The following is a 26,077-nucleotide window of genomic DNA, read 5'->3' as shown; positions in this document are numbered from 1 at the left end:
AAGCGTCTCGTTTATTCGTCTGCGATCCCGATCACGGTCCAGCGAACCGGCGTCTTCGGAAAACCCAACAGTTCGCGGGTCGCCTGGCCGTCGCTGGTGATCATGACCGTTTCGCCTGGCCCGGCGCCGACCGCATCGACCGCCAACAGCGGATGCCCATCAGGCCCGCCGTCGATCAGTTGCGGCTGCACGACAAGCAGCTTCCAGCCCTGCATCGACGGATGCTTGACCGTGCTGGTCGCCGTACCGACTACCTTCGCCAGATTCATCGCTTATCTCTTGCCCGGGTGACCGAGGATGCACAAGTCGTCAATCAGCGAGCAACGGCGTTCACGCGTAAACGTGAGCGGCGTCGTCACCCCTTCGCCGGTCGGCGTGGCGATCGAGAACGAGATGTAACCCTCGCCTCCCAAGCCAAGCGACGCCATGCAGGGGCCGTTCTTGACGAACAGCGTCGTATCCATCGCACGACCCATGCGAGTCATGTTGCGGACGTTGTTCGAGTGAATGATCGCCGTGTGACGGAAGCCGTGTTCATAGTATTTCGCCTTATCGATCGCTTCTTCCACATCGTGGCAGCGAACGAACGGGACGAACGGCATCATCTGTTCGACCGGAACGAACGGGTTGTGCTCGTCGGTTTCGCCGAAGATCAATTCGACGTTCGGGTTGATGCTCTTGCCGGCGGCCTTGGCCAACACGGCGGCGTCTTTGCCGATGAAGTCCTTGTGGGCGACCATCTTCTTCTTGCCGTTCATCTCGACTTCCGAAATCGCCACCTTGGTCAGGCGATCAATTTCGTTCGAGTTCAAACGGACGGCGCCGGCTCGTTCCATCGCCTTCATCAGGTCGTCGAAGACCGAGTTGACGACAAAGACTTCCTTCTCGGCGATGCAGAGCAAGTTGTTGTCGTACGAGGCGCCTTGAATGATGCAGCGAGCCGCACGATCCAAGTCGGCCGTTTCGTCGACCACAACCGGCGGATTTCCCGGCCCGGCGACGACGGCGCGTTTGCCCGAGTTGAGGGCCGCTTTGGCGACGGCCGGACCGCCGGTGACGCAGATCATCGCCACGTCGCGGTGATGGAAGATCACATCGGCCGTTTCCAGCGTCGGTTCGGCGATCACGCAGATCAGGTTGTCGATTCCCAGGGCGCGGAAGATCGCTTCGTTGTAGCGACGCACCCCTTCGACCGCGACCCGCTTACCGCTCGGATGCGGATTGACGACCAGCGTGTTGCCGCCGGCGATCATGTTGATCGCGTTACCGGTGATGGTCGGCAGCGAGTGGGTGACCGGAGTGATGCAGCCGATGACGCCGAACGGAGCGTGTTCGATCACGGCCAGACCATGGTCGCCGCTGTAGACCTTGCTTTCGAGGAACTCGACGCCGGGGGTCATTTTGCCCAACGTTTCGAGCTTCTCGATCTTGTGCGCCAAGCGACCGATCTGCGTTTCGTTCATCTCCATCGTGCCGAGCTCGACCTTTTGGTCCATCGCAATCTTGCGGATGATGTCGATGACCTGCTTGCGATCGGCGACGGTTCGCTCGGAAAGTCGCTCGAACGCTTCGCGAGCGGCGCTGACCGCTTCGTGGGCACATTCAAAAATGCCGCGGCGACCAGTGAAACCGCTTGTGGCCGCAGGCGCCGAACCAACTTCGGCCAGCACCTGAGCGACGACGCTTCGGATCAAGGATTCGTCGATTTGCATGGCGAAAACTTTCGTTATCGTGGTGCGCGGTCAAGCCGCGCGGGGTGTCGCTGTTTGGGGGAAACTATTCGGTCGCGTCGGCGTCCGTTTCGGGTTCGCCTTCCGGAGTCGGTTCCGCTTCCGGTTCCGGCTTCGGTTTGGGCGCCGCCTTCGGCTTCGCCTTCTTCGCTTCAACCGGAGGCTTTACTTCCACCGGCGGCTGCTCTTCCGCCGGGGCGTCTTCTCGCGAATAGACGCAAGCTTGATCGATGTGAGCCTGGTCGACGATTCCGACCACCACGCAATCAATCGGCAAGCTCTTGGTCTCCGGCGTCAAACGAGCGCTGGAGCCCTGGGTGATCAACACGAAGTCGCCAACGCCTGAACCGAGCATATCGACCGCAATGAACGTACGTCCGGTCGTGACCAGCGTCTTGCGATCTTTCGGTTCCAAGCGGTACGGCTCGACGACCAGCAACTTATTGCCGACCATCGAGTCCACTTTTTGCGTGGCGATGACCGAGCCGGTCACTTTCGCGATGAACATCGATCAGCTCTCCAACAGTTGCTTGGTTTGCCGGGCCACGATCAACTCTTCGTTGGTCGGGATGACCCAGATCTGCGTTTTGCCGCCGTCGGCGTGAATGGCCGACTCGCCTTTGGCCGCGTCGTTTTTCGCCGCGTCCAGTTCAATTCCAAGTTCGCTCAAGTTCGCACAAACGTCGGCTCGCACTTGCTTGCCGTTCTCCCCGATTCCACCGGTGAAGACGATCGCGTCGACGCCGCCGAGTTCGATCAGCATTCCGCCCAGGTAGCGGCGGATTTCGCTGATGTAAACGTCGATGGCCAGCTGCGCGTCGGCGTTGCCGCCGGCGGCCGCTTCTTCCAAATCGCGCATGTCGCCGCTGATCCCGCCGCTGATTCCCAGCAAGCCGCCCTGGCTGCCGAGATAAGCGAGCAGTTCTTCCAGCGACTTGCCGGTCTTCTCCATCAGCATCGGTAAGAAGTAGGCGTCAAAGTCGCCGACCCGATTGTTTTGCGGCAGCCCCGTTTGCGGGCTCATTCCCATCGTCGTCGCGGCGCTTCGCTTGTTGCGGATCGCGCACAAGCTGCTGCTGCCGCCGAGATGGCATGAGATCACGCGGAGGTCGTCGCGTCCCAATAGCTCGGCCGAGCGAACGCCGATGTATCGGTGGCTCGCTCCATGAAAACCCCAGCGTTTGATCTGGTATTCGTCCGACCAACCTTTCGGAATCGCATAGTAACGAAGCCGATTCGGAATGGTCTGATGAAAGCCGGTTTCAAATGCCGCTACCAACGGAATCTCGGGAAGCTTCTCTCCCAACAAACGCATCGCGTTGATGTAAGGAGGATTGTGGGCCGGCGCGACGGGGCTCATTTCCGCCATCGCATCCAGCACGTCCGGCGTGACTCGCTGCACGCCCGACACGCGTCCGCCGTGGACCGCCTTGAATCCAATCGCAGCGACTTCGTCCGCCGATTTCAGACAACCATGCTCCGGGTCGGTCAGCTGCGACAGGCATTGCTGCACTGCAACGGCGTGATCCGGAACATGCGCGGTTCGATTTTCCTTCCAGTCGCCGATCTCGACCGAGCACGAGCTTTCGCTGCCGCCGATGCGGTCAATGCCGCCGCGGGCCAACTGCGTCTCGCTCTCCATGTCGTATAGGCGGTACTTGAAGCTGGTCGAACCGAGATTGGCTACCAAAACCTTCATGGCGTAGAGGCTCCTTCCTGTGCGTACCGGGGAAACAAACGAATGTCGAACTTCTCGCTACTAGCTGAAGTAGGCGTCCACCAAACCGTCAGCCGGACGCGGAATCACGTGGCTGCCGACCAGGCCGCCAACTTGCTGAGCCGCAGCGGCGCCCGCTTCGACCGCAGCGCGAACGCTACCGACGTCGCCGGTGACGACAGCCGTGATGTAGGCGCCGCCGATGTTGACGCGCTTCGAGATCTTGACGTTGGCGGCCTTCGCCATCGCGTCGGTCGCTTCGACCAGACCGACCAATCCCTTGGTTTCAATCATGCCAATTGCAGTTTGCATCGTTTTCAATTCCTGTTGGGAATGTTCGTTGTAGGGGGAGAGACTAGCCAGCCGAACCGCCGCCGTAGTTGACCGAAGGGGGCAACACGACCGTCAGGTCGTCGTGCGGACGCGGAATCACTTGAACGGCGACCACTTCGCCAACGCGACCAGCGGCCGCAACGCCAGCGTCGGTGGCGGCTTTGACGGCGGCGACGTCGCCCGTCACGAAGACCGAAACCAAACCGCTGCCAATTTTGTCCCAGCCGACGAACTTCACGTTCGCAGCTTTCATCATCGCGTCGGTCGCCTCAACGAGGGTGATAAAACCCTTCGTTTCGATCATGCCCAACGCTTCCATTGCCTTCGCCATGGGGTGTCTCTCCCGATACAAAAAACAGGAAACGAAATTTCAAAATTGCCGCGTCCGCATTCGCTTGGCGGCGTCACATTCAACTTGATCTCAAAGTAAAGCGTCCGCGACCGACCAACCTCGTCATGGTGCAGTCTCAAAGGGCCGGCGCGGACGTGTTCGATTCGCGTCGCCGGACGCAAGCGAGCCTTAGTGCGTTTTGCAGCCGCACGGCTCTTGCTTGACCAGCTTGATTTCGGTCGCCGCATCCAGATTGCACGCGTTCCCCTCATCCGTATCGAGGTGAACTTCCAGCTTGCTGACGTCGTCGGCTCGCACGAGCAGATCCTCAAACGTCGTCGTGCAGCCCCCCGAGACGATTCGCAAGTTCACCCGATCGCCGTTGGCGACTCCGTAGAACTTCGCGTCGGTGTTGTTCATGTGGACATGGCGTTCGGCGCGAATCACCCCTTCTCGCAGGTCGACCACGCCGCGTGGACCAACCAGCACGCAGCCCGGCGTGCCGGCGATCTTGCCGCTGGCGCGAACCGGCGCGTCGATCCCCAGCGAGATCGCGTCGGTGAACGCGAGCTCGACTTGGCTGTAGTCGCGAGTCGGTCCCAGGATGCGAACCTTTTCCAGCATGCGGCGACGCGGACCAACCACCATCACCGTCTCTTCGGCGGCGTAAAAGCCGTCTTGATAGAGGTCCTTCATCGGGGTCAGCGTGTGACCCGGACCAAACAGAGTTTCGACGTCGGCGTCGGTCAGGTGAACGTGACGCGCCGAGATGCTGACGACCAGCTTGGGCGCCGCGCCGGCAGCCGGAGCTGCAGCGGCGGCCGGAGCCGAGTTGCCGGCGACAATCTGGCGAACGATTCGTTCGATCGTCGAGCGATCGAGAGTCGGAGCTTGCGTCATTGGGGGGCGTTCTTAATCGACAGGCATGCGGAGGGTTTAGCGTACGGCGTCTGGCGGCGTCGTGCTGTCGGCGATGATCGTGTCGATCCCCGCGTTCTGCAAAACTTCCAGCCACTCAGGCGTAATCTGGTCGTCGACCACCAGGCGGTCGATCTCATCGAGCGGACATTGGTGAGCCAGGCTCTGTCGCCCGAATTTCGTACTATCGGCGACGATGATCACTTCGCCGGCGGCGCGGACCATCGCTTGTTCGGTTTCGACCAACAACAAGTTGCTGTTGTACAGTCCTTGCTCGGTGATGCCGGCCGTACTGAGGACCGCTCGCCGAGCGTTTAATTTCGCGATCATCTCCGTGGCGTAGGGACCAACCGAAACTCCCGTTCGGTTGTGAACGTAACCGCCGACGAAAATCAAATCGGTCGTGCTGCTGGCCATAAACAGGTTCGCGACCGGCAGCGAGTTGGTGACCACTTGCAGCGTCCGTCCGACCAACAGCTGAGCCAGCTCGTAGGTCGTGCTTCCGCCATCCAAGAGCACCGTGTCTCCATCTTCGATCAGCGCGCTCGCCGCTCGAGCGATTTGCCGTTTCTTCTCCCACTGCATTTCCTGTCGCAGCTCGAAGTGCGGGAGATTGGGGGCCGGTCCGGTGTAAAAGACGCCGCCATGCGTCCGTTTGGCCGAACCGAGGTCCTCTAAAGAATCTAGGTCACGGCGAACCGTCGATTCCGAAACTTCCAGCTCGCTGGCCAGATCCGGCAGCGAGGCGAATCCTCGCGACCGCACCAGCTCTAACAGTCGTGCTCTCCGCACGTCCGCTTGCATATCTGGAGTTCCTGAAGGTTAGCAGTTTATCGTCTTTCTTTACTCGACCTAGATTATGCATCCCTATTTGACGAAAAACAATCAGCCCCTGCAAGAATTCTTTCAAACTCGGAAAATTTGCGTTCACAGAACGCTCATATTGGCGCAACCGCAGATGCTAGCAACACTTACGCGTTTTAATCTAGGGACTTCAGTCAAAGAATAACGCCGAAATGACCGCTAGAATCGCCAGAATGGCCAAAAACGGCCAAATCGGCTTGGCGGGATTCTGTCATTGGACGAGGGCAAATCTTTGGTACAGCCGCCACGATCCGACCATGGCAGCTTTTATGATGGAGCTCACCCAGTTCGCCCCCCTGCACCGCCGGCCTTGCGATGCCTCTACCGTTGATTCTCCGTAAACAGCTGATAGAGCGCCCGGCCGCGGCAGCGAACGCCGTGACGACAATCGTCACCTTCGCCGAGCAACCCTCCGCAGACGACTGGATTTGCCTGCACGGCGAGATCTTTCTCGCCCGTCGTGACCGCTGGAGCGTTTCGCGCTTTGAACGCGAATTGACGACTCGCTCCTGGTTCTCGCCGCAGCGGATGTGGTGGAGCATCGACCTCACATCGCAACAGCCAAATGGCGTTGTGACGCTCGAAATTGCTCGCGACATCGGTCGCATTCATTGGCTGATGGTCGCCCCAAACGCTCGACGAAAGCAAGTTGCCACAGCACTTCTAACGACGCTGGAACAATCTGCCTGGGATCACGGCGTTCGGCAGCTTTCGGCCGAAACTCTCTTGACCTGGGGGCCCGCCGTCGCCTTCTATCGCAGCCACGGCTACCAATAGCCGCCGATTGCCGACTGGGCCAAGTCCCGTTAGAGTACGTTTTTCCTGACGACCGTTTGATCCGAGAAGAGAGTCCCCATGTCCCAGCGTAAGCACATCGCCCACAACGTTTTCTTCACTTTGAAAGACCAGTCGGTCGAAGCGAAAGAAAAGCTGGTCGCCGAGTGCAATAAATATCTGTCGGGACATCCCGGCTGCCTCTATTACTCGGCCGGTCTGCTCACCCCGGAACTCGATCGCCCGGTCAATGACCGCGATTTCGACGTCGCGCTGCACGTCATCTTCGATTCGCTCGAAGCGCAGAACGCCTACCAGACCGCCGAGCGGCACCTCGAGTTCATCGCCAACAACAAAGAAGGTTGGGCGAAGGTTCGCGTCTTCGACTCGACCGTTAGCCCTGAGTAAGGCGATCCGCCGTGCCGCGCACGATCGCAGAGCTGAACGCCCGCAAGCCGGCCCGCCGCCGGAGCGAAGTTCCGGCCGACGTTCTGAAAGCGATGAACGCCGGCCAGATTGAGTCGCGTAACCTGGTCGAATGGCTGATCATCGACCAGGCCAAGCTCCTCAAAGCGATCTTGCCCGAAATCGGCGTGACCGACGCTGCCGCGCAAAAGTCGCTATTAAAAGCGGCTCGCGAATTAAACGAAGCCGGCATCATGCAGCGCTGCACCGGGATCGGCGCCGCGTTTCATGCGGCGCTCGGCGGCGGCAAAGAAGCGGACGTGGTCTACGACAAAATGGCGGCGCACGCGAGCGACGTGGTGCGGATCTGGGGCGCCTTTGCCGACGCCGCCAATCCGAAGTTCACCTTTGTGCAGCGGCTGAAACGGGTCCGCAAATTCGCGATCGACTCGAACGCCGGCGTGCGCGAGATCGCCTGGATGGCGGTTCGCAGCCCGGCGCCCGACGCGCTCATTGACGAAGTCCATCGTCTTCAGCCGTGGGCCAACGACAAGCACGCCTATGTCCGTCGCTTTGCGATCGAAGTGACCCGACCTTGCGGCGTGTGGTGCGCCCATCTCAAGCGGCTGAAAGAAGACCCGACGCCGATGATCGAACTACTCGACGCGTGCAATAGCGACGAGACGAAGTACGTGCAAGATTCGGTCGCCAACTGGCTGAATGACGCCAGCAAGTCGCAGCCCGACTGGGTGATCAAGACATGCGACCGCTGGCAAAGCGAGTCAAAAACGCCGCAAACGGCGAGAATTGTCCACCGGGCGCTAAGAACACTACGCAAAGAATAAGAGACGCTTGGGTGGCACTGCTGGCTTGTCCAGCAGTGCGAAGCGAGTACAGGGTTCACACTGCTGGACAAGCCAGCAGTGCCACCCATTAGCAAATGCCTTAAGTCGCTCCAACAATGCCCCGCAGAAACGAAGAAAACCCGATCTCCGCCGACGAGCGAAAGCTCGCCGAGAAGCTCGGGTTCGTTTCGGGCCAATGGTATTGGATCCGGCGAGACGACGGCAGTTTGTCGCCGCACGTCTTTCATCGATTGGAAATGGGCGCCGACGGCAAATACGTCGGGCACTTCTTCGTCGGCAGCTTTCTCCGCCGATTTCCTCTTAGCGCGGCAGTCGGCCAGGCGACGATGCCGCGCAAACGTTGACTTTTCCTGTTAGTCGCGCATCGCCCGCAGGATTGAATCATCCGAGAAGCTGCGTTGGGCGGTGCGCCCGAGATCGTCCAGCGAGCGGCGCTGGCCGACGTTATTCCAGGCGTTCACCTCGTTCAGCTCCGGCATAATGTCGTTCAGCTGATTGATGAGGGTTTCGGCCATGATGCGAATGCTCGGCTCTTTGGCCCGTTCGAGGATCGCCTTGGCGGTCTTCATCACGCGAACCAATTGAGCCCGTTCGCGAATCGGAGCGGATAGATCGCACTCCGGCTCTTCCAACAAATCTTGCACGGGGACATCCAATGCCTGACTCCAACGATAAAGTTGGCTCAGGAGCAAATCGGACGTCTCTTCTTCTTCATCACGAACTTGCGACGAGGTGATGCCCAGTCGCCGAGCTGCCGTGCGGAGCGATACGCCTTGTTCTTTACGTACCTCTCGAATTCGATGCAGCGGCCTCGAAGGCTGCGTCCGAATGCGCGGAGATACAAAGGCCAACGAACCGCGAGTCAGTTCGAAAGGAACCGTTGCCATAATCTGTCCTCCCTATGTTCCGGTGACGCCGAATTGGGAGCGAAGGCAAAGATGCAAGTTTCCAACCGCGCAGCAAAGCCGTTCCGAACGAGTCGGGTTGGGAAGAATTGCCTACGAGATAAGGAAATCGAACTCTGTTCCGCTAACCCGCCGCTACGCAAGCCAACTGTCCTGAGCCGACTTGATTGCGTATCCGACGTCTAGTTTTTTCTGCGGCCGCTTTTGATGAGCAAGGTTCTCTGAAAACCCTGTACGACCCCAGAAAGTGATGGGACGCCTTGAGATACCCTCCAGGCACGAAATAAATCCGAAAGTGCCTCTTTTAGGAAGAATGGACCTGGAAGTCCTCATTGGCGACTTTGGATTCTAACGGAGTTCGCTATCCATTTCAAGAAATATTAATCAGCTATTTTCAAATTGATGCCACAAGTTGACATCTAGCGCTGGCGATCCTGCTGTTACTTTTTTTGTTGAAATTATTCGCCTAGTGCGAAATTGCCGATCTTCCGCAGGAAATTCGGCCGCGGCAGCAGATCGGGCGAGTGCGCCGGACGTTCCTTTTTCACATCCGAACCCCACTGCATCAGCCGTTCCAGCAGGCTCTGATCAAGCCCCAGTCCCGGGTTATTGGGGACCGACGGCGCTTGCGCAACGGCCGGACGGGCCGCATTCTCTTGGTGCATTTGCCACATCCCCACCAGGTCGGCTTCGTTGACCGGCCGGCGGGCGTCATGAATCAGCACCACGTCCCCTTCGGCGTGTTGGCTGCCGGTATCGACGGCCGACGCGATCCCGCGGCAGCGCGCGTGGCGGTGCAATTTGACCTGCGGGTAGCGATCGCAGAGCTCTCTGGCGGCTTCTTCGGTATGGTCGGTCGAACCGTCGTCGATGATCACCAACTCAAACTGATCGGTCAATTCCGGCAACACGTCGAGCAGACGTTCGACGTCGCGCGCCAGCCACTGCTGCGCGTTGTGAACCGGCATGATTAGGCTCAGCGACTTGTCCAACGTCTCACCTCTTTTCACTCGAGTCGGCACGGGGCGACCGCAATTCCGGGATTGGTCCGCCTATAGGCGCACTTTCAGGCCAAATCGGCGTGATAGCACCCACATTGGGAAAGATCGGCGGAAGCGCTGGCCTTTTTCAATCTCCCCGCCACGAGTGTGCTTAGTGCGTTCGTGCCGCAAAGTCGGGTTGTGACAGTTGCAAAGGGGAAATCACGAGCGGGGTGCATCTGGCGCCATGCTCTTATCGCGTCTTCGCGAGAAGAGCATGTCTTCGCCCAGGCAAAAAGCATTGAAGACATGCTCATCCGGCGAAGTCGCCGCAAGAGCATGGCGCCAACACCCACCTACGGTCCCAGACCGACTTGACCAACCCCGCACTCCCCCCGCAAACTGAACAAGTCCCTACCACCTTTCCAAGAGCTGTGGCGCCATGCCCATTTCACTCCCCCGAGAACCTGACTTCGCCAAGGCCGGCGGTCTGGTCCCTGCGATCGCCCAAGACGCCGACAACGGCGAGGTGCTGATGATGGCCTGGATGAATCCAGAGGCGTTCGCCGAAACGCTCGCCACCGGCCGCGCCGTCTACTTCAGCCGCAGCCGCGGCAAACTGTGGCGGAAAGGAGAAGAAAGCGGGCACGTGCAGACGGTCGTCAGCATCTTTGTCGACTGCGACGCCGATTGCGTCCTGTTGAAAGTTCGCCAGGAAGGCGCCGCGTGCCACGAAGGCTACCGGACTTGCTTCTTCCGCCAGATCACGCCGGAAGAGACGAAGATCGTCGGCGACCGCCTGGTCGATCCGGCCGAAGCGTATGGGAAAAAACCGTAAACTAATCCCCGTTTCTCCAGATCCTCAGCCAGCGTCCAACTAGGCCTCCCAACCTGCATTTTGCCGGGCAATCGTTCATTTTTCGCTAGGCGGTCGAATCTCCCCCCGATATATTGAGCGACAGTAACAGGGGTTTACAACATTTGCTTTGGGGGGACCAAAATGTTCGCAATGATTTTGTTGTTCGCGCTAGGCGTTTGCGGGATTATTCAACTAGGCTGCTTCATCATGATCATCATCAAGATGTTTCAAAACGACGAAGCGACGCTGGCGATCGTTTGCCTGGCGACTATCCCTTGCGCACTTCTGGGCTTTTTGATTGCCTTTATCATGGGCTGGGTGAAAGCGGACAAACTTGGCGCCCGGCAGATTATGGGAATCTGGACCGCGATGGTCGTGATCAACATCATCGCCTCGTTCCTGATGCCCGGAGGAGCCCCCGCGCTTCCCCAATAAGCGGAACGTCAGCCGCAACCAGCTAGAACCAAAAGAAGAGGACCGCCAGTTACGGCGGTCCTCTTTTGTTTCTGGAAGCGGCGTCCTCATCGTAGGGCAGGCCGTGCCTGCCGAGGTTCAACCGTTCGCATTTCGGCAGGCACGGCCTGCCCTACGTTCGTTAGGAACCGGCGATCGGCAGCCAACGCCCCTGGTTCAGATGCCACGACTGACCATCGTCCTCGTCAAACAGGATCGCCGCATAACGCCCGGGTTGCGTCTGCATCAGCTTGACGCGGTAGGCGCCGGTCCGGTCTTCCAGATCGCGTGAAGGCTCAATCTTCACCCAGGCGCCTTCCTGCATTTCGACCGCTTCGCCGGTCACCTGGTTGTAGCGAATCGCCACCCAGCGGCCGTTGCCCAGGGAGACCATCTCCACTTCAAACGTCCCTTGCGGACGGGCCTTTTCCTTCTTGTCATTCTTGGCGACTGCAATGGTCACCGCTCCCACGCAACAGAGGAGCACGATCGGCAGAATAAGTTTTCGCATGACGAGTTCTCGCGACGGGAAACGGGACGCCAAAAACGGGGAATCACACCCTCATCATAAAGACGCCTGTCCGCGGTAGATCGATTCGTTTTACACGAAAAAAAACCTTCTAAGAGAACGTTGGCATCGCGCTGGAGGGAATGTTCCTCGTCAGTCGACAAGCCGCGCAAATACATCACCGCGCCAGCCCGTTTCACCCCTAATTTCCGGGTGCAAACGCCCCTGCTCGGGCAGTCATCCGGGCAACGTAAAGACCGTGTTAATTTCTCTCTTTAGCGCAAACGACTCTCCGCTTCCCTCCCGGTTAAACCCCCACATGAACCACATGAGCACCGCGCTTTATTAGGTTTCGATGAATTCCCCCGAGATTGCACTAACAACGATTGTTAGCTTTCGCCCTGCTCAATTCTACTTGCTCGAATTCAGCCTTCGGGCAGTCGCGAGCAGTAATTGGCTGCCGCGATTCACACAAACTTCTTTACCCATTTCTAAAGAGTTACCTAAATGAGCTTTGGTAGTTTCTCACGTTTGGAAACTCGCCGCCGTGGCTTCACCTTGGTGGAGTTGCTCGTGGTCATCGCAATCATCGGCGTCCTCATCGCGCTGCTCCTGCCCGCCGTTCAGCAAGCTCGCGAAGCGGCCCGCAGAATGCATTGCACGAATAACCTGAAGCAGATCGGACTGGCCCTGCACAACTACCACGACACCTACCAGAGCCTCTCCTCCGGTAATCAAGGGATTGTGAACGCCGCTGGCGACAGATACTACGGACACGGCTGGACGTGGCACTCGAACATCCTGTCGTTCCTGGAACAAAGTGCGATGTTCGACGCCATCCAAGGCTCGGACGGTTGGGGCAACGAATCGGGCGGCACATCTTCCGGGAAGCCGTTGGTCGTTCAGACGAGCGTCGTGAACGTCTTCTGGTGCCCGTCGCAGGAATTCGTCAGCCCCGGCCCTCAGAAATATGGGGATAAGGAGCAACCGTCCAACTACAACGGCAACATGGGCACCCGGATCGGCAACGGTAACGACGACTGCGTTTGCACCGGCGTTTCGACTCTCGCCCAGATGCGGTCGGAAGCCTGGGGCTGCATGAATGGCAACGGGATTTTCTACGTCGACAGCAAGACTCGATTCGCCGATGTGCGTGACGGCCTTTCCAACACGATCTTCGTCAGCGAGGTGGTCGACACCGGCGGCGAAACGATCGGCCACTATAGCTCCGGCTGCGACCGGCACGCCATCTTCGCCGGCGGCGCCGACTCCAATCCGCCTACGGAGATGACGGAGTACTTGATCGCCGCGGAAGGGAACGACCCGATCAACGGCGGCGCCGAAGAAGCGGCCGGCAGTTGGCACACCGGCGGCGCCAATTTCTGCTTGGGAGACGGCAGCGTCCGCTTCCTGTCGGAAAACATGGACATGGCGACCTACCAGGGGCTCAGCACCCGCGCAGAGGGCGAAGTCCTCGGCCAGTTCTAATCTGCAGAACGAATCGCAAACCAGCCGCGCTGCCGATCATGGAGCGCGGCTCTCCATTGAAATTTGAACATCCTTTAGGCCCCATAACGAGTCATACAGTGAAGTCAAAACAAGCTGGTCGCCTGGCCGCGGCCTTGTCGGTGATGCTACTGAGTCTGTCAGGCTGTGGTGGCGCGAGTGATCAGCCTGACCTGGGTCAGGTAAGCGGAACCATCACGTTTGACGGGAAGCCGCTCAGCGGCATTGTCGTCGTCTTTCAACCTGATAGCGGACGTCCGGCCCGAGGCCGCACCGATGCCGAAGGGAAGTACGAGCTGACCTACATTCGCAATACCCGTGGAACCAAGGTCGGCCACAATCGCGTTGAAATCGCACCGAGCGAAGAGGATGACGCCCCCGCCGAGGCTCAATTGGACGCAGACAGCGCCCAGGCCCAGCGGCCGTTCAAATCGGGGAAACCGAAAATCCCGGTTCGGTACAACATCAAGAGCGAACTCGAAGCGGAAGTCCAGCCGGGCGACAACACCTTTGATTTCGCGCTGACTTCGTAACGCGGCGGCTTCCGTAAGGAAGCGAATGAAGGACCGTGTCGAAAAGCCCTAGCCAGGGCGGCCAAAGTTTCGCTGCAATTCGGGTCGGGTTTCCGTCTATACTAAGACCGAAACCCCATGTCCCCCCGCATTGCAGCTTGCCATGTACGCCCCAGCCGCTCGTCGCCCCGCTTCCTTTCTGATCTTCGCCCTCTCCTGCTGCGCGCTATCGCTGCTCGCAGCCTCGCCGGCGGTTGCCGCGGATCGCCCGAACGTCATCATCATGATGGTCGACGATCTCGGCTTTTCCGACTTCGGTTGCTACGGCAGCGAGATCGAGACGCCGAACATCGACGCCCTGGCCGACGGCGGCTTGCGATTCCGCAACTTCTACAATACGGCCAAGTGCCATTCGTCGCGGGTATCGCTTCTGACCGGGCTCTACTGCGATCAAGCCGGCGCCGAGTCGCTCTCGCGCGGCGTGACGATCGCCGAAGTCCTCGGTAAAGCGGGCTACAACACCGCGATGGTCGGCAAGTGGCATCTACACGCAGAGCCGACCGACCGCGGCTTTCAAAAATACTTCGGGCACCTCTCCGGCGCGACCAACTACTTTGTCGGCGACAACACGTTTCGCTTGAACGGCGAGAAGTGGGACGACTTTGACGAAGACTTCTACACCACCGATGCGAACCTCGCGTGGGCGGAAAAGTTTCTTAGCGAGTCGCTCAGCGAAGATCCTGACAAGCCGTTCTTCCTGTACATCGCCCACAACGCTCCCCACTATCCGCTGCAAGCCCGCGAAGAAGACTTCCGCAAATACGAAGATCGCTATCGCGAAGGTTGGGACAAACTGCGTGCCGCCCGATACCAGCGGCAAATCGAAATGGGGCTCATTCCGAAAGAGTGGGCTCTTTCGCCCCGTCCCGAACATGTCCCGGCGTGGGATGAACTCTCCGCACAAGATCGCGACTGGGAACGCCGGCGCATGGCCGCCTTCGCCGCAATGGTCGACCGCGTCGATCAAACGACCGGCCAGCTCGTCCAGTTCCTTAAACAGAAAGAAGTCTTCGACAACACGCTAATCTTGATCTGTTCGGACAACGGCGCCTGTCCGTTTGATCGGACCAAGGGAAAAGAATTCGAGCCGTGGGATTCGCGATCCTACTGGTGCTACGACACCGGCTGGTCGCATGTCGGCAACACGCCGTTTCGTTTGCACAAGCAGAATCAACATGAAGGGGGAATCTCGTCGCCTCTGATCGTTCATTGGCCTGCCGGTTTGAAAACGAAGCCCGGCGCAATCACCGACCAAACGGCTCACCTGATCGACTTCATGGCGACCTGCGTCGACGTCGGCCAAACCGAGTATCCCGCCGCGTGGCCAGAGCGCAAGCTAGAACCGCTGCAAGGCAAATCGCTCCTCCCCATCCTCCAGGGAAAGACCCGCGAGCCGCACGACTTCCTCTACTTCCACTTCGCCACCAACCGCGCGATCCGCCAAGGGAAATGGAAGCTGGTCACCCACCGCGCATCGCAGTGGGAACTGTACGACATCGAAAAGGATGGAACCGAACTCCACAACGTCGCCGCAGAACATCCGAAAGTAGTCCAGGAACTTTCGCAGCTCTGGCACAAAACGGCCGTCGAAACCGACCACCTGAAACCAGCGGAGACGAAGCCCGTCTCCGGTAAGACGCCGCCCTTACTCAACAAGAACGGAACGCCGGCGAAGAACTAACATAAGGCAGGCCGCGCCTGCCCGATGGCCTACTTCGCCTGCACGTCGAAGTCGAACGTATTGTTTCCGCGTTCCACTTCGGCGGTTAATTCGCTCTCGGCGTTATAACGAGCCGGCAGTTGCGGAACCTTTTTCGGCTTCGGGCCTGTTTCGCTTTCCGAGAGCTGAACGCCCGTTTCGATTTTGACCGTATGCGCTCCAACGAGCGCGCCATCTTTCATCCCGGTGAAGCGGAGCAGATACTTGCCGCTTTGATCGGTCATGCCATGCGACGATCGACCGCCTGCCGCCGGATAGAAACTGACGAACGCGTCAGGAAGCGGTCGCCCATCTTGAGTGATCGTTCCGGTAACTTGTCCCAGCGCCGGCCCGCCTTGTCCACAACCAGACAAGGCGATCAACGAAACCGACAACAACACGACTCCCCACAGTCCGCGCACCATGCGAGACGCTCCTCGAAAAAGAGAATGAATTCGTTCCAGATCAACGTGAGACGCGGCGGCGACTAGTACTCGCCGATCACTTCGCCGCCGTTGATCGTCCCCAGGGCCGAATAGGTCCGCACATCGACAGTCTCGCCGATGAAGTGAACCGCCCCGTCGCCGAATAAGAACTGAGCGCCGCCCGGATGCGAACTGCTCGCGGCGTGACCAATGGTGCCATTGATCGGATATTGCGTGTCATTGCTCAAGCGGTTGATCCGGACATGTCCCATGAACCAACGATCCCCAGTCGTTCGGCCCGGCTCAAGATCGTGCCAGCCAATCCATAGCGAGCCGACATAGTTGGAAACGGTCCCCCGTTCGGCGACGACCAGCGTATTGCTGGTGCCGTCAATCATGTCGCGGAAATTCCGCTTCGAGTTGGCGTAGAACATCGCGTTGCGATCTTCCGTCTTGGTCCCGGCGCTGTTGTAGAACGCGGCGGTATACGTTCCGACGTAGTTCGACTTCGCATACTGCCCCGGATTGGTCGAGTCGTCCGATCGCAATTTCGTATTCAGTTCGTCCGAAGGATCGGAGGGGCAGATGTAGGCTTGGATTACGGTTTGCGCCAGCGGCGTCGCTCCTGCCGAGACGATCGCCGGGTTGTTGTGCCAAACCGGTTTCGCCGAGTCGGCGCTGTCCGCCGTGAAAGCGCCGGCCGCAGCCAGTTGATCGTTAAGCCCCGTTTGCTCCAACTGCGGCAAAATCATCGCCTGCCAGCTGATCCGATTCGGAGTGACGTACCCAGGCGGAAAGCTTTGAAAGACGTCGTGGTAGTTGTGCAGCGCGAGGCCTTGCTGCTTCAAGTTGTTGCTGCACTGCATCCGTCGAGCCGCTTCGCGGGCTTGCTGCACAGCCGGCAGCAACAATGCGATCAAAACGCCAATGATGGCGATCACCACCAACAATTCAACCAACGTGAAACCACGTCGGGACTGGCTACTGCGAGACATAGGTAGGTCACTTCTGTAGGAGAAGAATCAGGAAGGATAACGGCGGGAAACCGCCAGAGGTTATGTGCCTTCACTAACGCAATTGCTATGCCGTCCGAAGTGACCGACGCGCGCGCTATCTCGCCAAACCTTTGAAAAATAGGGACATAGACGGCGGATAATTTGTCTTAGCGCTGAAACAATTCTCTACGACGCCAAGTTGCTTGCCACAGTTTTGCGCCGCTGATGACAGAAGAAAGTGCAAATGCCGATCGGCAATCCCCACGACAAGTGATTTTTGACTCGCAAAAGATGCGAAAAGAAATAGTTTTCGATCTTGGCGCGACCGCCAATTAGGGTGAGCGTCGTGAAATGCGTTTGCGGCGCACGATCAACTCCGATTGCGTAGCCACGCAAAAAGAACGCATCACCCTCGGGCTGGTTACTGGCGCCTCCAGACTCCCCTACCAAGACTCGAAAACTGAATGGCGCCGGCCAAAGCTCAGAAGTTATATTGGCACGCGTCGGACTCCGTCGCCCCAATAACATCGGCGGAGTTTGACGCGCCGTCGAATCGACATCTTCTCCGACAAATCTAAGGCGCCATTATGCAAAACCTCCTCCCGGTCCTGACGCTTGCACTCGTTGGTTGCGGCGGAAGCTCCCCGCCCCCGATCCCTCCAACCACCGGTGACTTCGTCGCGAATCAGGAAGGGGTCGGTACCGCCCAAGCTTTCGGCATTGATTTCCACGTCCAGGCGAACTCAAGCGGCGCAAGCGCCGAGGGTGAAATCGACGCGGACCTCATCAATACCGAAAATTCAACGGCGCGCAAGCGTTTTTCGCTCGGAGACGACGTTACGATCCAACTCGACAGCGTCGACGCGTCGACGGTCCGCTTCCTCCTTAATGATCAAGACTTCGGCGTTTTGAGAGTCGGCGACCAGGTTGTCATCGACGCCGAAAAAAACGTCACTGTCAACGGAACCGCGCGAACGCCAATGTAAGTTAGGGTGCGTCCACAAGCACACTACCAAGACGACGAAGATTTCGATGCTATACCCAAACTGCACATTGCTTGATGCGAGAGGCGACGTTTGCATCGAAGCAATCGCGGTCGACCTCCGATTTCGCGCGAGGTCAAAGATACAACCAGATAAAGCGCCCTTGTGGTTTGGAAGCCTGATCCCACTAGCGCCACTTGCCGTTACGAAAGGAGACGTGCTGACGTTACGCGTTCCCGGCGAGTTTGACGGGGCGATTCAAATTCAAGAATCACAGCGAACGGCCGATGCGTCCATTCCGTTCCATGGCGTCTCGGAATCGCCGCAGTCAAAGGTCGGGCAGTATCTCGAGCCCGCCGCAATTACATGCGACGAGTGTAAATCGCTCTTTTTCCCACCCGCTTCCCGCATGGAAGCCCTGTGCCCTGAATGCGCACATCACTTGTACGGCTACGCGAACTGCGAACATGAGTTCACGCCCCGTACCTGCGCAAAATGTGGATGGGACGGGTCGAAGGCCGACTTCTTCCGATCGGGACGTTAACCTGATCGGTTGCCGGATTATTTCAACACGTCCGGCAACAAGTGATTCGGCGCCAGCGTCTTGACAACTTCTTTGAAGACCGCCGTCGCATAGGCGGTGTCGGGAGCGCACTTCGGTCCCATGATCGACGAGATGACGACCGACAGCTTCTGCTCCGGCAAATAGCCGAACGCCAGGTTATAGCCGTTGAACTTCGGGTTTTGAAACAGCCAGCCGTTCGCACAGACGATCCCGAGCCCGTAGTAGAGATTCTCCGTGTTCATCCCCAGTCCGACGGCGGTCGGCGCGGTCAGTTCTTTGCGTCCCTCTTTCGAGAGTAGCTTGCCGGTTCCGATCGCATTGGCCAACGTTCCCAAGTCGCCGAGGGTCGAGATCATTTGTCCCGAGTGCGAAGTCCAGGAAGGATTCCAGAAGGTCGCGTCTTCGTAGATCCCGCGTTCGGCCGTAAACGCGTGCAACACCGGCGACGGGATCTCGGGCGTCGTAATGTATTTCGTTCCCTTTAGGCCGAGCGGCTTGATCAAGTTCTTGTCAAGCAACTCGCCGAGCGGCTTGCCAGTCGCCTTCTGGATCGCTTCGCCCAAGATCACGAAGTTGGTGTGCGAGTAGTTCCAACCCTTGTTCGGCTGGTAGAGCATCGGCTCGGCCATGCTGATCGCGATCAACTCTTGCGGCGTCCATTGGCGGAACGGATTATCGAGGCAATCCTTCTCGAACTTGTCCGACAGGACGTAGTCGTAGTAGCCGGCCGTGCAGTTGGCCAACATCCGCAGAGTCACTTCGTTCGACTTCTGCAAATCGGGAAGCCACTTCCCGATCGGGTCGTCCAGCTTCAGCACTCCCTGGTCGACCAGTTGCAGTAACAGGTAAGAGACACTGCTGAGCGTCACGCCGCCGGTCCGAAAGTGCATCGCGGTGGTCGCCGGAACGCCGGTCATCGTGTCGCCGAGCGCGAGCGACAACACGTTCTCTTCGCCGCGCCACACGCCGCACAGCAGCGCCGCCAGACCATGCTTTTTGAATTCGGTTTGCAGCAGTTGCGTCAGATCCGCATTGGCCGGCTTGTCGGCAAAGAGGGTGGGAGAATAAGCCAAAGCCCCAGCCACCGCCAACCACTCGCGCCGCGTCCACCGACCGTTCATCCTATTGCTCCAGCGAAGATTTGTTTGGAGAAAATATGCCGTGCTAATGGGAAGTCGTCAAATCAAATAAACGACGGTCGGCATGGCGCCGTTCCTCTCACTTCTGTGGCGAGAATTGCGGCGGACAAACGCAATTTAGAGGCAACATTGCGATAGCCGCCGCTATACTCCGACTTAGCCAAGGCAAGGTGCGTCGAGACGCACCACGTACGTGCACTTGCGGCGAAAAGCCCATCAACCTGTTCTTGCTCCGTCCCCTTTTCTACGCCACACATCATGTCGCATCACCCGATATCATTCTGCGGCGTTGCCATGACCGCCGATACCTATGATGACGACCTTGCGTTACGAGCCTACGTCTCGCAGCACTTCCGACACCGGATGACTCCGCTGGAACGGCGTTTGACTGAATACGTCGTGCCGATTCTGAGCGATGCCAAAAACTACAAAATCCTCATGCTTCACGAATTTCTTGAAGAACGGGACGGCCAAGTCGACGACGCGGACGTTCTAGCCGCGTTTCGGACGCCTCACACGGAAAGAATTGCAAATGCGTTGAATCGCGTATTGGAAATCCGACGCGGAGACATCTTCGAAAACCGCTGCTCGGAATGTCATCGACTTGTACGTACGCCTGTTGCGAAACAATGCTTGTGGTGCGGTCACGACTGGCACTAGACTTGACGGCAACCCGTCAACAAAGATCCGGCGAACTACGCGATGCCCCATCCCGCTTCATTCGATTTGATTTGCCGTGAATTCGACGCCGCGGTAAATGCGATCCAGCAGCAACTGGAGACGTTAGGAATTACCGTCACAGATTTTTCCAACCGTCAGCCGCACTACGATCCGCTGCGGAGCATTCGCTATTCTTTCGCCACGAAACGAACCGTGACCGGGGAACAGCAGAAGGTCACCGCTACCATCTCCGTAGTCGAACCCGCGGATCCAGCGAACCAACTGTCAATTGCTGTGAGCGTCAAAGCCGAACGATTCTGGACCGGCAAGCCCTCGCATTGGGAATCCTTTAACGAGACGTCGCTAATGCCGGCGGAATTCCTGGAATCGGATTTGGCGGCGCTAATCAGCAAGTCGATCTCCGACGGTCAGGCCGAGATTTCTCGAAGCGTCTAACGCCCCAGTGCGCCGGAGCCGCTAGCCGCTCGATCTGACAAGCCAATGCAGGTCAAGCCTTTGCTGGAACAACTTCCATCGCGCAAATTGCTTTTTTACTGAGCCCAGTTATTCTCGAACATTGTCTCCTGTTTTGGCTCAGGAACCCCAATGACACTTTCTGCAAGAAACCTGTCGCTCCTTTCCTTGTTAGTAGCCGCCATTGTCGGTTGCGGACCGCCGGACGCACATCGCGCGGCGGAGACCGCCTACAGCAATGGCGAATTTGAAAAAGCGATTGAGCTCTATACGGAAGCTGCCAAGACTTCCAACAATCCAGCGATTTACGGAAATCGGGGAAACTGTTACTCGATCCTTGGCGACATCGACGCAGCGCTAAAGGACTACGCGACCGCGATCGACATCGCGACCAAAGCGACCGGCGATCCCAATGATCCGCTCCTCGCGTATTTCTACTACAATCGCGGCTACGCTTGCGAAATCGCGGGAAGATATGACCTCGCCGTCGCGGATTACGAACAGACGATCGCCCTCGATCCCGCTTATCCAGACGCGAAAAACAACCTTGCCTGGCTGCTGGCGACTTGCCCGGTCAAGAAAACCCGCAACCCCAAACGCGCGATTGAAGTCGCTACGCTCGACTGCCAATCCAGCGATTGGAAAAATGGATTTTCGATCGACACGCTGGCCGCCGCCTACGCTGCCGCCGGCAACTTTCCCCAAGCGATCGAGCGCCAAGAACAAGCGATCCAACTTGTCGAAGACAAGGATGCACGCCAGGAACTGGAGCAACGTCTCGAGTTGTATCGAAACAAGAAACCTTTCGTAGAAGCTCCCTCGGACAAACAGCCAAAGTAGGGTCCGTCTGGACGTAGCGCGACTTTGTCGCTTAACAAAGCGCACCGATTTCTGATCGAGTGCGGGACGCGAACGCTTCGGTTCGCTGGCGGTTGTGGGCGAGCTTGCCCCGACTGCCAAGCTGCTTTGAATGGCCTGATCACGAAACAAATACGCGGCGGTCCAGTCCGCTCACTGGCAGCGATAGATGGTTTGGCCGAGCGGATGGCGCGGCATCTTGTCGCTGAAGCGCCCCCCCAGTCTTTGGCAGACGGGACGCACCAACCCGGATTTCTCTCTTGCCTCGCGGGTCCGATTTGTAGTATAAATATGTTCAGGCGTGCAAGCGCCGCTGTGAAACGGGAACGGCTCTCCGTTCTCTCGATGCCGAGGCGCGGGAGTCGCGTCTTGATTCTGCTGGGGAAACGGCAGGTCTGGGAGGACCTAGGTGGCGTTCTCCCCGTTTTGACGCCGTCGACTTTGCTTGACAAGTTCGCCTGCACGTTACGTGCAGGCTTGAGCCAGTCGCGATCGACGGAAACCGATTGGCGCTGACGCCTACGATTGCGTGCGACCGTCGACGGCCGTTGACGGGAGGATGCAAATGTGCGGCGCGCGTCCCCTGTTTCTTGGGCAGCCGAAAAATGGGGACGGGCAGAAAAAAGTGTGCGGTCCAGTCCACTGTTGTTTTGGGCGCGAAGGAATTGGCAGCAAGCTCGGCCGATTGAGAAGGTAGATGCGGTCCGGTCCGATGATCCACACAAAAAAAGTTGTGCGGAGTCCAGTCCACCGTCGACCCGAAAAAAATTCGCGCTGCGGTCCAGTCCTGTTGGGAGAGGAAATCGGACTCGCAGACCACCTAAATTGCCACTAGGGTCGGATAGGTAAGATGTCGCAAAAAATTTCGCGTGGAGTCCAGTCCACTCATTGGTGGCGATGAATGGGTTGGCCGCGCCGATGGCGCGGCATCTTGTCGCTGCGCGACCCGCCCAGTCTTTGCGAGACTGGACGGGCCACCCTAGTTGAAAAAAAATGCGGCGGGGTCCGGTGCTGATTTTGGGATCCGAGTTTCGTCATTCGAGCTTCGGCATTCGTCATTCACCCACCTCTGTCAGTTTGGCAGATGGCGGGCCGAATCGGGGCCTCGCCCAAGTGGCCAGTTTCGTAGTCGCTTGCTAATCAACGACTTACGACGCGAGACAGTTTGTTGGCACACGGCTTGCTCTTATGGGGCTTTATCTTGAATTTCCGCAAGATTGGCAGCCGGTGCGCCCCTAGGGGCCCGGCATCCTCATATCCCCATGTTCCTCAAACCAGGATCATTCTCGGAGGAAATCGACGAATGGCGACCGCGACCAAAAAGAAAACTGCTTCCAAGCCCCGTTTGCAGCCCCTTGGCGACCGAGTTGTCGTTAAGCGTGACGAAAGCGAAGAAATGACTGCCGGCGGCATCGTTCTGCCGGGCGCCGCCCAAGACAAGCCTTCGCGCGGCATCGTCGTCAGCGTCGGCAATGGTCGTTTGCTGGATGACGGCACTCGCGCTCCGCTGCAAGTCGTTGAAGGCGATCGCGTCGTGTTCAGCCGCTACGCCGGCAGCGACACCTTCAAGATCGGCGACGAAGAAGTCATTCTGATCCGCGAAGACGACATCCAAGCCGTCCTGCTGGACTAAGTTCCGCATCCGGAACCTCAACCGAACAAGCAAATCCTCACAGGAGTTAACTTTCCATGGCGAAAATGATTGCGTTTGACCAGGAAGCCCGCGAAGCGATTCGCCGCGGCGTCTCGAAACTGGCCAAAGCGGTAAAGACGACCTTGGGTCCGAAGGGCCGCAACGTCATTCTGCAGAAGAGCTTCGGCAGCCCGACCGTCACCAAGGACGGCGTCACCGTCGCCAAAGAAATCGATCTGGAAGACGTCTATGAAAACATGGGCGCCCAGATGGTTCGCGAAGTCGCCAGCAAGACCAGCGACGTCGCCGGCGACGGCACCACCACCGCCACGCTGATGGCCGAAGCGATCTTCAACGAAGGTCTGCGTGCGGTCGTCTCGGGCGTCAACCCGATTCACATGAAGGCCGGGATCGAAAAGGCGGTCGCCGACATCACCGCCAAGCTGAACGGCATGTCGATTCCGATCAAGAAGAAAGAAGAAATGGCCAACGTCGGCTGCATCGCCGCCAACAACGATCGTGAAATCGGTCAACTGTTGGCCGACGCGATGGAAAAGGTCGGCAAGGACGGCGTCATCACCGTCGACGAAGGCAAGAGCCTGGCGACCGAAGTCGAATGGGTCGAAGGTATGCAGTTCGATCGCGGTTACCTGTCGCCGTACTTCGTCAGCGACACCACCACGATGCAGTGCGTGCTCGACGACTGCTACGTCCTGGTCTTCGAAAAGAAGATCACCAACATCAAGGACCTGGTTCCGGTGTTGGAAGCGGTCGTGCAGCAGAGCAAGCCGCTGTTGATCATCGCCGAAGACATCGAAGGCGAAGCGTTGGCGACCCTGGTCATCAACCGCATCCGCGGCACCTTCAAGTGCTGTGCCGTCAAGGCGCCGGGCTACGGCGATCGTCGCAAGGCGATGATGGAAGATATCGCCATCCTGACCGGCGGCACCGCGATCTTCGAAAGCCTCGGCATTAAGCTGGAAAGCTTGGGCCTGGCCGAACTGGGTCGCGCCAAGAAGGTCATCGTCGACAAAGACAACACGACGATCATCGAAGGCGCCGGTTCGACGCAGAACATCAAGGATCGCATCACGCAGATCCGTCGCGAAATCGAAAAGTCGACCAGCGACTACGACAAGGAAAAGCTGGAAGAACGTCTGGCCAAGCTGGCCGGCGGCGTCGCCAAGGTTAACGTTGGCGCCGCGACCGAAAGCGAAATGAAGGAAAAGAAGGCTCGCGTCGAAGACGCCCTGCACGCGACTCGCGCTGCGGCGGCCGAAGGGATCTTGCCGGGCGGCGGCGTCGCCCTGCTTCGCGCTTCCTCGGAAGTGAAAGCCAAGGACCTGACCCACGACGAAGAGATCGGCTACAACATCGTGATCCGCGCTTGCCGCGCTCCGATCACGACGATCTCGAACAACGCCGGTAAAGACGGCAGCATCGTCTGCGAAAAGGTTCTCGAAGGGAAAGGCAACTTCGGTTACAACGCGTTGACCGACACCTACGAAGACCTGGTCAAGGCCGGCGTTATCGACCCGGCTCGCGTCACCAAGACCGCCCTGGCCAACTCGGCCAGCGTCGCGACCTTGCTGCTGACCAGCGACGCGCTGATCGCCGAAAAGCCGAAGAAGGACGCCAAGGGCGGACACGGCGGCGATCACGATATGTATTAATCGCCACGGCGACGCGACCAGCGTCGCCGCCGGTAACGATACGAAGAAGGGCCGCATGCAAGTGCGGCCCTTTTTTTCTTGCGCTAGCACCAACGGCAACGTGCCTAGAAGATCAGCAACAATTCTCACTAGTGTTGCAAAACGTACCGCGACTGGCGGGGAATGGTGCGCACTCGGGTCCGTCCAATGCAACGAAGTGGGCGCCTTCTTCCGGCACATCGATTGCGACTAGGTACCAAACGAAATTGGTTTCCTCATTCCTCTTTTTTTGGTGCTGGAGTCTCTCTTGATGAATCTTTCGATTCGCCGACAAGCGTTCACGCTGGTCGAGCTTTTGGTGGTTATCGCGATCATCGGCGTGTTGATCGCCTTGCTTTTGCCGGCTGTGCAACAAGCGCGGGAAGCGGCTCGCCGCATGTCATGCTCGAACAACGTGAAGCAGCTCGGCCTGGCGATGCACAACTACCATGATACGCATGGTTCGTTTCCGTTCGGCTACATCGGCGACGACGTCGACATGGGCGTTCATCGCCGAATTTGCTGGATGCAGTCGATCCTGCCGTTCATTGAACAAAACAACCTGGCCGACTTGCTGAAGGCCGATACGCAGCCGTACATCATGCACGTCCCGGCCACGATTCAGGGCGTTGTGATTGACGAAATGCTCTGCCCGTCCGAAGCGAACGCCACGGCCACCGGCGGCAACTCGGGAACCGGTTTCCAAGGAAACTACGTCGTCTGCACCGGCAACGCGCTGATGCATCGCTCCAACAAGCTGAATGGTCTCTTCTATCGCAACTCCGCTTCTTCATTCCGCGACATCGTCGACGGAACGTCGAACACGTTGATGTACGGCGAGACGATCAAACGTCCCGGCAGCGGCGCATGGGGCGAAAGCGGCGGCTACTGGGGGGGCGGCGCTTGGGGCGCTTACGGCTTTACGACGCTCGAATCTCCGAACACGACGGTCGCTGACCGCAACTATTCGTGCAAAACGACGACCTTCAAGAAGGCGCCGTGCACGGCGACCGGCACTTCGGACGAACTGCAAAACTTCTCTCGCAGCTATCATCCCGGCGGCGTAATGGTTGGCCTGGGCGACGGTTCGACCCGTTTCATCGCCGACACCATCAACCTGACCACCTGGCAATCGTTGAGCACGCGCGCCGGCGGCGAAGTCTTGGGCGAATTCTAGTCGCAGGCCAAGCGACTCCATTCACGTTTCCGAACAGGAATCCAACGTTCATCAAAG

Annotated in this window: 29 protein-coding genes; 15 read left to right on the top strand and 14 right to left on the bottom strand. The window is 58.5% G+C overall.

Translation table 11 applies throughout. From position 1 onward, the window contains the following. Positions 1–11: 11 nt before the first annotated feature. From LOC68_RS06200 to LOC68_RS06165, 8 genes are all read right to left on the bottom strand, one after another. Entirely contained in the window at positions 12–269 is a 258-nt protein-coding gene (locus LOC68_RS06200) for a EutN/CcmL family microcompartment protein (protein WP_230216836.1), read from the bottom strand. Positions 270–272: 3 nt separating this feature from the next. After that, positions 273–1,712: an aldehyde dehydrogenase family protein gene (locus tag LOC68_RS06195; protein WP_230216834.1), complete on the bottom strand. Its 1,440-nt coding sequence runs from the start codon at positions 1,710–1,712 to the stop codon at positions 273–275. A gap of 64 nt (positions 1,713–1,776) precedes the next feature. After that, a complete protein-coding gene (locus tag LOC68_RS06190; protein WP_230216832.1) occupies positions 1,777–2,238 on the bottom strand; it encodes a EutN/CcmL family microcompartment protein in 462 nt (153 codons plus the stop codon). Positions 2,239–2,241: 3 nt separating this feature from the next. After that, positions 2,242–3,429 carry an acetate/propionate family kinase gene (locus LOC68_RS06185; protein ID WP_230216831.1) on the bottom strand — a complete coding sequence of 396 codons (1,188 nt, stop codon included), beginning with the start codon at positions 3,427–3,429 and terminating at the stop codon, positions 2,242–2,244. A 60-nt stretch (positions 3,430–3,489) separates the two neighbouring features. Then, complete coding sequence (locus LOC68_RS06180; RefSeq protein WP_230216829.1) at positions 3,490–3,759, bottom strand: BMC domain-containing protein; 270 nt, start codon at positions 3,757–3,759, stop codon at positions 3,490–3,492. Positions 3,760–3,802: 43 nt separating this feature from the next. Next, entirely contained in the window at positions 3,803–4,111 is a 309-nt protein-coding gene (locus LOC68_RS06175; RefSeq protein WP_315858839.1) for a BMC domain-containing protein, read from the bottom strand. 189 nt (positions 4,112–4,300) lie between these two features. Continuing rightward, on the bottom strand, positions 4,301–5,011 hold the full coding sequence (gene pduL, locus LOC68_RS06170; RefSeq protein ID WP_230216827.1) for a phosphate propanoyltransferase: 711 nt from the start codon (positions 5,009–5,011) through the stop codon (positions 4,301–4,303). Between the two features lie 36 nt (positions 5,012–5,047). Next, positions 5,048–5,833 (bottom strand): DeoR/GlpR family DNA-binding transcription regulator, encoded by a 786-nt coding sequence (locus LOC68_RS06165; protein ID WP_230216825.1) that lies wholly within the window; start codon positions 5,831–5,833, stop codon positions 5,048–5,050. Positions 5,834–6,271: 438 nt separating this feature from the next. Here LOC68_RS06165 and LOC68_RS06160 point away from each other — a divergent pair, with 438 nt between their 5' ends. The 4 genes from LOC68_RS06160 to LOC68_RS06145 all read left to right on the top strand — a co-directional run bounded on the left by LOC68_RS06160 (position 6,272) and on the right by LOC68_RS06145 (position 8,282). Further along, complete coding sequence (locus LOC68_RS06160) at positions 6,272–6,670, top strand: GNAT family N-acetyltransferase (RefSeq protein ID WP_230216823.1); 399 nt, start codon at positions 6,272–6,274, stop codon at positions 6,668–6,670. A 78-nt stretch (positions 6,671–6,748) separates the two neighbouring features. Continuing rightward, a complete protein-coding gene (locus LOC68_RS06155) occupies positions 6,749–7,075 on the top strand; it encodes a Dabb family protein (protein WP_230216821.1) in 327 nt (108 codons plus the stop codon). A gap of 11 nt (positions 7,076–7,086) precedes the next feature. Then, positions 7,087–7,917, top strand: coding sequence for a DNA alkylation repair protein (locus tag LOC68_RS28490; RefSeq protein WP_230216819.1), 831 nt, complete (start codon positions 7,087–7,089; stop codon positions 7,915–7,917). Positions 7,918–8,033: 116 nt separating this feature from the next. Continuing rightward, positions 8,034–8,282: a hypothetical protein gene (locus tag LOC68_RS06145; RefSeq protein ID WP_230216817.1), complete on the top strand. Its 249-nt coding sequence runs from the start codon at positions 8,034–8,036 to the stop codon at positions 8,280–8,282. Positions 8,283–8,291: 9 nt separating this feature from the next. Here LOC68_RS06145 and LOC68_RS06140 read toward each other — a convergent pair whose 3' ends face one another. Together LOC68_RS06140 and LOC68_RS06135 are read right to left on the bottom strand one after the other, a co-directional pair. Further along, complete coding sequence (locus LOC68_RS06140; protein WP_230216815.1) at positions 8,292–8,825, bottom strand: helix-turn-helix domain-containing protein; 534 nt, start codon at positions 8,823–8,825, stop codon at positions 8,292–8,294. 476 nt (positions 8,826–9,301) lie between these two features. Then, complete coding sequence (locus tag LOC68_RS06135) at positions 9,302–9,835, bottom strand: glycosyltransferase family 2 protein (protein WP_230216813.1); 534 nt, start codon at positions 9,833–9,835, stop codon at positions 9,302–9,304. Between the two features lie 430 nt (positions 9,836–10,265). Between LOC68_RS06135 and hisI the strand changes: the two genes are divergently transcribed. Then, positions 10,266–10,661, top strand: a complete 396-nt coding sequence (gene hisI / locus LOC68_RS06130) for a phosphoribosyl-AMP cyclohydrolase (RefSeq protein WP_230216812.1) — start codon at positions 10,266–10,268, stop codon at positions 10,659–10,661. 162 nt (positions 10,662–10,823) lie between these two features. Further along, positions 10,824–11,117 carry a hypothetical protein gene (locus tag LOC68_RS06125; RefSeq protein ID WP_230216810.1) on the top strand — a complete coding sequence of 98 codons (294 nt, stop codon included), beginning with the start codon at positions 10,824–10,826 and terminating at the stop codon, positions 11,115–11,117. A 160-nt stretch (positions 11,118–11,277) separates the two neighbouring features. Here LOC68_RS06125 and LOC68_RS06120 read toward each other — a convergent pair whose 3' ends face one another. Then, positions 11,278–11,646, bottom strand: coding sequence for a hypothetical protein (locus LOC68_RS06120; RefSeq protein WP_230216808.1), 369 nt, complete (start codon positions 11,644–11,646; stop codon positions 11,278–11,280). A 504-nt stretch (positions 11,647–12,150) separates the two neighbouring features. Here LOC68_RS06120 and LOC68_RS06115 point away from each other — a divergent pair. The 3 genes from LOC68_RS06115 to LOC68_RS06105 all read left to right on the top strand — a co-directional run bounded on the left by LOC68_RS06115 (position 12,151) and on the right by LOC68_RS06105 (position 15,402). Further along, a complete protein-coding gene (locus LOC68_RS06115; RefSeq protein WP_230216807.1) occupies positions 12,151–13,131 on the top strand; it encodes a DUF1559 domain-containing protein in 981 nt (326 codons plus the stop codon). 98 nt (positions 13,132–13,229) lie between these two features. Then, positions 13,230–13,682, top strand: a complete 453-nt coding sequence (locus tag LOC68_RS06110) for an Ig-like domain-containing protein (protein ID WP_230216805.1) — start codon at positions 13,230–13,232, stop codon at positions 13,680–13,682. Positions 13,683–13,824: 142 nt separating this feature from the next. After that, positions 13,825–15,402, top strand: a complete 1,578-nt coding sequence (locus tag LOC68_RS06105; protein WP_230216803.1) for an arylsulfatase — start codon at positions 13,825–13,827, stop codon at positions 15,400–15,402. A 29-nt stretch (positions 15,403–15,431) separates the two neighbouring features. Here LOC68_RS06105 and LOC68_RS06100 read toward each other — a convergent pair whose 3' ends face one another. Then, a complete protein-coding gene (locus LOC68_RS06100; RefSeq protein ID WP_230216801.1) occupies positions 15,432–15,845 on the bottom strand; it encodes a carboxypeptidase regulatory-like domain-containing protein in 414 nt (137 codons plus the stop codon). A 62-nt stretch (positions 15,846–15,907) separates the two neighbouring features. Beyond that, positions 15,908–16,840: a DUF1559 domain-containing protein gene (locus LOC68_RS06095; RefSeq protein WP_230216799.1), complete on the bottom strand. Its 933-nt coding sequence runs from the start codon at positions 16,838–16,840 to the stop codon at positions 15,908–15,910. Positions 16,841–17,427: 587 nt separating this feature from the next. On the opposite strand from LOC68_RS06095, the gene LOC68_RS06090 reads away from it, so the two are divergent. Further along, positions 17,428–17,826 carry a hypothetical protein gene (locus LOC68_RS06090; protein WP_230216797.1) on the top strand — a complete coding sequence of 133 codons (399 nt, stop codon included), beginning with the start codon at positions 17,428–17,430 and terminating at the stop codon, positions 17,824–17,826. Between the two features lie 558 nt (positions 17,827–18,384). Here LOC68_RS06090 and LOC68_RS06085 read toward each other — a convergent pair. Further along, positions 18,385–19,509 carry a serine hydrolase domain-containing protein gene (locus LOC68_RS06085; protein WP_230216795.1) on the bottom strand — a complete coding sequence of 375 codons (1,125 nt, stop codon included), beginning with the start codon at positions 19,507–19,509 and terminating at the stop codon, positions 18,385–18,387. A 720-nt stretch (positions 19,510–20,229) separates the two neighbouring features. Between LOC68_RS06085 and LOC68_RS06080 the strand changes: the two genes are divergently transcribed. The 5 genes from LOC68_RS06080 (at position 20,230) to LOC68_RS06060 (ending at position 26,020) form a co-directional block, all read left to right on the top strand. Next, positions 20,230–20,643 (top strand): hypothetical protein, encoded by a 414-nt coding sequence (locus tag LOC68_RS06080; protein WP_230216793.1) that lies wholly within the window; start codon positions 20,230–20,232, stop codon positions 20,641–20,643. A gap of 150 nt (positions 20,644–20,793) precedes the next feature. Then, positions 20,794–21,501, top strand: coding sequence for a tetratricopeptide repeat protein (locus tag LOC68_RS06075; protein ID WP_230216791.1), 708 nt, complete (start codon positions 20,794–20,796; stop codon positions 21,499–21,501). 1,321 nt (positions 21,502–22,822) lie between these two features. Further along, positions 22,823–23,152, top strand: coding sequence for a co-chaperone GroES (locus LOC68_RS06070; RefSeq protein ID WP_230216789.1), 330 nt, complete (start codon positions 22,823–22,825; stop codon positions 23,150–23,152). Between the two features lie 56 nt (positions 23,153–23,208). Further along, entirely contained in the window at positions 23,209–24,825 is a 1,617-nt protein-coding gene (groL, locus tag LOC68_RS06065; RefSeq protein WP_230216787.1) for a chaperonin GroEL, read from the top strand. A gap of 289 nt (positions 24,826–25,114) precedes the next feature. Then, positions 25,115–26,020, top strand: coding sequence for a DUF1559 domain-containing protein (locus tag LOC68_RS06060; RefSeq protein WP_230216785.1), 906 nt, complete (start codon positions 25,115–25,117; stop codon positions 26,018–26,020). The last annotated feature ends 57 nt before the right edge of the window (positions 26,021–26,077 follow it).

The organism is Blastopirellula sediminis, from assembly GCF_020966755.1.
Lineage (GTDB): Bacteria > Planctomycetota > Planctomycetia > Pirellulales > Pirellulaceae > Blastopirellula > Blastopirellula sediminis.
Note: the sequence above shows the minus strand (reverse complement) of the source record. Positions and strands in the feature narration are given on the sequence as shown.